Origin of the sequence: Zarconia navalis LEGE 11467, assembly GCF_015207075.1 — a bacterium.
Lineage (GTDB): Bacteria > Cyanobacteriota > Cyanobacteriia > Cyanobacteriales > Geitlerinemataceae > Zarconia > Zarconia navalis.
On record NZ_JADEXN010000317.1, the window covers coordinates 1 to 6,364 of the forward strand.

General features: G+C 49.9%; 8 protein-coding genes. 6 read left to right on the forward strand and 2 right to left on the reverse strand.

The annotated features are described in order from the left end of the window. Positions 1-1,054: glycosyltransferase family 4 protein (locus IQ235_RS15700; protein ID WP_264322383.1), on the reverse strand; the 1,054-nt coding region annotated here is incomplete at its 3' end. A gap of 455 nt (positions 1,055-1,509) precedes the next feature. Between IQ235_RS15700 and IQ235_RS15705 the strand changes: the two genes are divergently transcribed. The 4 genes from IQ235_RS15705 to IQ235_RS15720 are packed head-to-tail and all read left to right on the forward strand — an operon-like array spanning position 1,510 to position 3,949. Continuing rightward, complete coding sequence (locus tag IQ235_RS15705; RefSeq protein ID WP_264322384.1) at positions 1,510-2,007, forward strand: hypothetical protein; 498 nt, start codon at positions 1,510-1,512, stop codon at positions 2,005-2,007. Between the two features lie 17 nt (positions 2,008-2,024). Further along, complete coding sequence (locus tag IQ235_RS15710; protein WP_264322385.1) at positions 2,025-2,912, forward strand: hypothetical protein; 888 nt, start codon at positions 2,025-2,027, stop codon at positions 2,910-2,912. Between the two features lie 44 nt (positions 2,913-2,956). Continuing rightward, positions 2,957-3,220, forward strand: coding sequence for a hypothetical protein (locus IQ235_RS15715; RefSeq protein ID WP_264322386.1), 264 nt, complete (start codon positions 2,957-2,959; stop codon positions 3,218-3,220). Positions 3,221-3,271: 51 nt separating this feature from the next. After that, on the forward strand, positions 3,272-3,949 hold the full coding sequence (locus IQ235_RS15720) for a lecithin retinol acyltransferase family protein (RefSeq protein ID WP_264322387.1): 678 nt from the start codon (positions 3,272-3,274) through the stop codon (positions 3,947-3,949). A gap of 118 nt (positions 3,950-4,067) precedes the next feature. On the opposite strand, the gene IQ235_RS15725 is transcribed toward IQ235_RS15720, so the two are convergent. Next, positions 4,068-4,424 (reverse strand): Rieske (2Fe-2S) protein, encoded by a 357-nt coding sequence (locus IQ235_RS15725; RefSeq protein WP_264322388.1) that lies wholly within the window; start codon positions 4,422-4,424, stop codon positions 4,068-4,070. Positions 4,425-5,506: 1,082 nt separating this feature from the next. On the opposite strand from IQ235_RS15725, the gene IQ235_RS15730 reads away from it, so the two are divergent. Together IQ235_RS15730 and IQ235_RS15735 are read left to right on the forward strand one after the other, a co-directional pair. After that, positions 5,507-5,968: an SRPBCC family protein gene (locus IQ235_RS15730; RefSeq protein WP_264322389.1), complete on the forward strand. Its 462-nt coding sequence runs from the start codon at positions 5,507-5,509 to the stop codon at positions 5,966-5,968. Further along, positions 5,952-6,140 carry a CPXCG motif-containing cysteine-rich protein gene (locus IQ235_RS15735; protein WP_264322390.1) on the forward strand — a complete coding sequence of 63 codons (189 nt, stop codon included), beginning with the start codon at positions 5,952-5,954 and terminating at the stop codon, positions 6,138-6,140. The genes IQ235_RS15730 and IQ235_RS15735 overlap by 17 nt, the downstream gene beginning before the upstream one ends. Positions 6,141-6,364 lie beyond the last annotated feature (224 nt).

The following is a 6,364-nucleotide window of genomic DNA, read 5'->3' on the forward strand; positions in this document are numbered from 1 at the left end:
CTCCACCGCCACTCTGTCCGACTGCTTTAGCTGCGGTACCAGCCTGAGGAACCGAGGCGAGAATCGGGCAACCACTCGCGAGTAAGACGGGAATTTTCGAGGGCATATTAATGCAAATGACATTGCGCTTTTGTACCACTAACCCTATATCGGCTGCGGAGAGCATCGTCGGCAGTTGTTCTCGGGGCTGGAAGGGTAATAACGTCACTTGGTCTTCCACTTTCCACCGTTTGCGCAATCGCTTCAAGCTTTCGAGCGCCCTTCCTTCTCCGACGATCGCGATCGCTACATCAGGCAAATGCCGTAGGTATCGAGCCGATTGCACCACCATCTCCACCCCTTGTGTCAGGGCGATATTCCCCGCATACAGCACCACGAACTTACCTTCAAGCTGGTTGGCTTGGCGGAAAGCATTGTTGTCTTTCGGTAACGGCCGGATAAAATTCGTATTCACCCAGTTGGGAATTTGGGTGATTTTGTCCGACGGAACGCCTTTTTTAAGTAAATTTTCGGTAAAGCCATCGGCAATGACACTAATTTTGGTCGCCTGACGGTAAGCAAACCGTTCCAACGACTCAAACACGCGAATGAGAGCTTTATTGCGCAGCAAGCCCGTATTTACGGCCGCATCGGGCAAGATATCTTGGAGGTTGACCACTAACGGACAGTTGTGGAACCAGGCGAGTAAAGCAGCGGGGACGCACGCGGGTAAGGGCGGAACCGTCAAGAGAACGATCTCGGGTCTCCAACCGTTTAAAGCCTGAAGGAAACTGCTGAGGACGAAGCTGCCTTCGAGCAGAATCCGATCCATAAAACCGGGTTTCGGACGAACCCAAATGTAAGAACGCTGGATCGTCACCCCATTGCGTTCTTCAGTACAGTATAATTTTCCTCTATACCCTTCGTAGATCTGACGCTGGGGATAATTGGGCATCCCTGTAACCACGCGGACTTCATGACCCTTAATCGCGAGTCCTTCTGCAAGTTCGGTCATCAGAGGAGCGATACCGATCGGCTCCGGATGATAGTTGTAAGAATAGATTAAAATTCGCATCTTGAGTAACACTACCGAATATCATGCTTGAGCTTCCAGTCTAGCGATTCTACTGGGTGAGTTGCCGTGGCAGCGATCGCACACTTTATATTGAAAAAAGATTAGAATGGCGCTTCGATTGTCTCTAGAATCGGTCAGTAGATGTGAATTTGAACCATCGGTATCGCACCGATTTCCCTGAAAGTATCTTTACAATCCTACACCGGTCTCGCGCGTGCGGTCGATCTTTACCTGTTCTTCAAAGTCTGCGCGCAATATCGACTTAATATCGGTTTTGGGGTTCGGATTCGATTCGCCCAGATGCGATCGAGAAAGAAAAAGGATCGTTGTTTCCCCCGATCGCTCTAAAAGAAGGAACGGTCTGGCGATCGCCAAACCGATATTCGCACTTGAAGCCCCCCCGCATCTCCCGCAAAAGTTAAAATGATTCCACATCCCAACATCAGGAGAAAGTGATGAGCTTTGCGTATGTGCGACGAACCCTAGCAGCCTTGCTGCTTAGTGCGGTGCTGCTAGTTACCGGATGCAGCACCACAACCGCTCCCCCAGCTTCATCGTCTAGCAGCGCACCGTCGGAAACCGTTTCGACTCAGGTGTTACCCGGTAGCGAGTTTAACAAGTTTTTCCCGTCGGCATCCGGAGAGTTCGATCGCGTTTATACCCAGGAGAAAGAGGGGTTTGCCGAAGCGAAACTCAAACAGAACGGCAACGATGTCGCCATGCTGGCAATTTCCGATACGGCTAGTACCCCAGCCGCCGTGCAAAAGTATCAACAAAGTCGCAAATCTATTGCTGGCTACCCGGCAGTGGAAGTGGGCAGTACCCAGACTGCGATTTTAGTCGCCGAGCGTTTCCAAGTCAAAGCAATCTCCCGCGATTCGAGTTTTACCGGCACAGATCGCGAGGCTTGGCTGCAAAAATTCGATCTCAACGGTTTAGCACGACTGCAATAAATTAGGGAAATCTACTCATGAGTAAACCCATTAACCAATTGGTGGACGAACTCCCCACCAGCAATATCACCACCTTTGCCCTCAAATCTCTCGATTTCGCCATTCCCGGACAGTGGGACAATTTGGTAGGGTGGGACAACACGATTCGCACCGTCACCCAAGAAACCGATGATGCGTTGATCCAGATGGTGAGCGATCGGGCGATCGCGCTCTACAGCGCTAAGTCCCAAGGCTACCAGCAAGCCCTGTGGCTGTACCAAACCATCGATAGTGTCGGCAGTACCCTAGGAACCGCAGCCCTGGCGAATAAGGTGGGGGAAAAAGTACCGCTGCTGGGCTTTTTGAACAAACTCACCCCCAAAGCCGATAAAGCTCAAACTCTCGATCTGGCTCTGAAACTGGTGGTGGAAATCGTTGCCTTTTGCAAGGTTAACGGCATTCCCGGCGACAGTATCGGTGATTTTCTCAAAGCCTTAGGAGACTATAGCGGTGGCGCCTTGACGCGGATGGCGGCGCTGGTGGCCTTCGATGGGTTGATTCCCCTCGGGCCTGATTTTATCCGCTTGGTGACCAATAAGTTGGATAATTTAAGTCCTTCAGAATTGCAAAAGAATGCGGGTTTTAAAAAGATTGGCGAACTCATTCCGGGTAACAGCGCCCAAGGGAAATTGAACTTCGTCGGTGAAAGTTTTGATTCGGTCAAGGGTTGGATGAACAACTTTATCCAGTCTCGCGATTTGACCCCGCAAAAAGTCAGCAGCAGCCTGCAAAATTTTATTGATGTCAGTGATGATAAATTAGATTATCTGGCGGCATTTCTCGATATGAGCACCAACTACTACGAGCATACGGGAGTACAAACCCTCGCCCGTCGCTTAATCGATCGAGCCGTTGCCGAAATCTAGTTTGCAAGACAAACGTTTGGGGGTTGGGTCACAAATTTTCGTTCGTGCGTGCGACCAGACCCCTAAGCACGATCGCACTTCACCTTGGGGCGAAATCGATAACCATCGGGTGCTTTACTTTCAAAATCGTCATGCCACCACCGAGTCCTCAAAGAATTTACTTTGAAGTCGAGCGAGTTTCTTCAGCTTCAACCCAGCCGCCTGAAAAAGACCCATTACCCGCCTGGTTTACGATCGTTCTGGCGATCGCGATGTTCTGGGTGGGGGTACAATGCGCTCGGACGATCGGTCGTTGTCGTTCTAACTAACTAATTCATCCGATCGGTTACGATCCGATCGATGGGCAAGATCGAGTGAATATGACACGGGGCGAGCAAATTTACGTCATGCGAGAGTTCCTGAATTTTCAGGGCGTTTACGAACATCATGGAATCAATTGCGGCGATGGGACGGTAATTCACTACCGAAAGCCCAGCGAAACCATCGAACGAACTTCGATGGCGACATTCACCCGAGGGGGGAAGCTTTACCAGAAACAATACAAAGTGGGTTATATTGCCGATACCACTATCGCCCGCGCCCAAAGTCGGTTGGGGGAACAAAAATATAATCTACTGTTCAACAATTGCGAACACTTTGCCACCTGGTGCAAAACGGGAGCGAGCGCCAGCCAGCAAATCTTAAACTTCATCCCCTTCATCAGTCACATCAACCCCGAAGGGTTGTACGAACCCCTCAAACAAGCCATCGAAGGAAGCGATCGCCCCGAGACCTCGCGCATGCTCCACGAAGCTCTTACAGATATCAAAACAGCGTGGAACGGGATACAGCCCGAGTATAACGATGCAATAGGGGAAATGAAAACTTGGGAGCGCGTTGCCCGCGAAGCGCTCAAAAAAGATCGAGAAGACTTAGCACGGGCGGCACTTCACAAAAAACACTACCACAAGCGGCGGGCCCAGGAATTTAAGAATCAGTTAGATCGCTTGGCAAAGATGACAGAAACCCTAGTGAGGGAGTTGAAGATTATCGAGTGACAGTATCTCGGAGGAGTTGGGGATGGGCGCAGAAGAAGAAGAACGACTCACCAATTTTCCGTTGTCCGTTCGCCTATTCTCTCTTCCCCTACTGCCTCTGCCTCTCCCGATAGAGACTTTATTCCGCTACATCCACCCAGATACTGTCAGATTCTATGCGAGTGGGAAACACTTCTAAGGTCTTTTCTGCCGAGATTTTCCCGAGCAGGTTGCCCACCACGGGAGGAAAAGGCGACCAGGTTTTGACCTCACCGGTGCAAAGATCGAAAGCACTGCGATGGAACGGACAGACGATCGCACCATCGGGGGTGATTTTCCCTTTTTTGAGAGGCAACTTCAGATGGGGACAGGCATTGTTCACCGCACAGATTTTTCCATCGAGATCGACGAGCAGAATTTTTCGATCGCCGATTTTTACCACCTGTCGTCCACCCGCTTCTAGATTTTCGCGGGGAAGAGCTTTAACCCAAGCCATAGTGTTCTCCTTGTGTTCTCTTTCGGACGCGCGATCGCGTCGATTTTACCAGCATTTTCCAGAATTCTAGAGTCTCAAAATCTAAGAATCCGGATTTCTCATAACTATTATCGGCGCGCGCGCCCCCTTGAATGCATTCGCGCAAACCATTGCAACAATTGGGTAAGCGATATCGAATCCGGATGTTCGATGACGGTAGCCATTCGCGAAAACGCACGAGAGGGTTGGCAATATTGGAGTGCGAGGGGTAACAACCAAAAGAGTCTCGGGACATAAGGGTGCAACACTTGATGGGTGAAGCTCCCGTTGCCATTCTCGAGTCTGAGAAGTTAGGATATCATCAGTTTCCAGCACAAAGTCTCTCCTTCCTTTTCCCGAATTGAAGAGAGAGCTAGTATGTTGGGGTCTGGTCTATCTAAAACCAGTAGCCTCAAAATCCCCATGTATTTAAATTTTTACCTCTACTTCTTTGAAGTGGGGGTATTTGTTCGATCGCCTCAAAAGAAAAAACACCCCCACAAACGAGAGGGTGAAATGGTTGTGTTTACTTCGTGAAGTCTTTGATACTCTATTGATAGCGCGTTTTAACCAGAAGCCGCATCCGTTAAATTGCCCATCGAGTGCCTGCGTAAAATTATGGAGGTAGCTATGGGGACGATCGCCTAAACGAGCGCACAGTCGGTATCAACCTCAACTTGCTATAACGATCGAGCGCGAATCGGTTCCTCAACACAGGGGTGTTCGCGCATCTGTTCTCATAATTCGATCGTCGTGATTCGCGATACCACCGGACTGAACTTGTCTGACCGTTCGACTTCTACATTGGTTTGAGGTCGATGGGCGATCGCTAACCCGTAGATTAAATTTTGACAAACCCCGGCGACTCAAATTGTTCGAAGGAAAGAGTCAAACCCCGTGTAAACTCGATCTATCCTCCTTCGGCTGCTTGAATTGGCGATCTTGCCTAAAAACGGGTTAAAAAATCGCGATCGAATTTCTCAAATGCCGATCGGGGATGGGTTGCGAAGATATTGGGATAGATGATCGTCCAACCCCTCTAATATTGAACCGAACTCGAGCTTATGCTGCACTTCAAATACTCCACGCTAATCAATGCGACGGTCGAAACCCTGTGGAACTTTCACGAGCGATCGGACATCCTACAACTGCTAACGCCGCCGTGGCAAAATGTGGAAATCGTCCGTCGCGAGGGAGGGTTAGATGTTGGGGCAATAACGGAATTTAAACTATTTTTCGGCCCGATTCCCGTACGCTGGTTAGCGCGTCATACGGAATGCGATCGCTACGGCCTCTTTACTGACGAACAAATAGAAGGTCCCATGGAAAGTTGGACTCATCGGCATCAGTTTAGCCCGGAAGGGGACAAGACGAGACTGACCGATGCGATCGCCTTTTCGTTACCCGTTGGAGAACTCACTGACACCTTATTCGGTTGGATTGTCGAGCAGCAGCTAGAAGAAATGTTTCGCTACCGCCACCAAGTCACGAAACGGGAGTGCGAACGCCATGCAGTCAACAGCTAAATATCACTGTGCCTATTGCGGCGAACCCTCCACGACATTCATCGATTTTAGCGCTGGGATACAGCAATCTTATGTCGAAGACTGCCAGGTTTGCTGCCAACCGAATATCTTGTACGTTCGGATTGACGAAGATACTCTCGATATCGAAATTGATACCGAACCTGAAAGTTGAGAGGAAGACCGCAGTGATGGGGAGATGCGGTGACGCTCCGGATGGGGAGACAAGAGAGTCTAAATTTTTAATTTTCATAGCAGTTTACAGAAATATTAACCCCGCAAGTAGAGGTAGGCACAGGGACACTACCCATACTTGCAACCTAGGGCAGCCCACCTTTAGGAAAACCGAGACTATCGCGCATTCTTTCCCCTGCTCCCCAAGCCCCCCCACTTCTCATA

Bases quoted from the DNA above. Each gene is read 5' to 3' on its own strand.
- IQ235_RS15725 (WP_264322388.1), bottom strand. From the start codon at position 4,424: ATGGCTTGGGTTAAAGCTCTTCCCCGCGAAAATCTAGAAGCGGGTGGA.
- IQ235_RS15730 (WP_264322389.1), top strand. From the start codon at position 5,507: ATGCTGCACTTCAAATACTCCACGCTAATCAATGCGACGGTCGAAACC.
- IQ235_RS15720 (WP_264322387.1), top strand. From the start codon at position 3,272: ATGACACGGGGCGAGCAAATTTACGTCATGCGAGAGTTCCTGAATTTT.
- IQ235_RS15735 (WP_264322390.1), top strand. From the start codon at position 5,952: ATGCAGTCAACAGCTAAATATCACTGTGCCTATTGCGGCGAACCCTCC.
- IQ235_RS15705 (WP_264322384.1), top strand. From the start codon at position 1,510: ATGAGCTTTGCGTATGTGCGACGAACCCTAGCAGCCTTGCTGCTTAGT.
- IQ235_RS15710 (WP_264322385.1), top strand. From the start codon at position 2,025: ATGAGTAAACCCATTAACCAATTGGTGGACGAACTCCCCACCAGCAAT.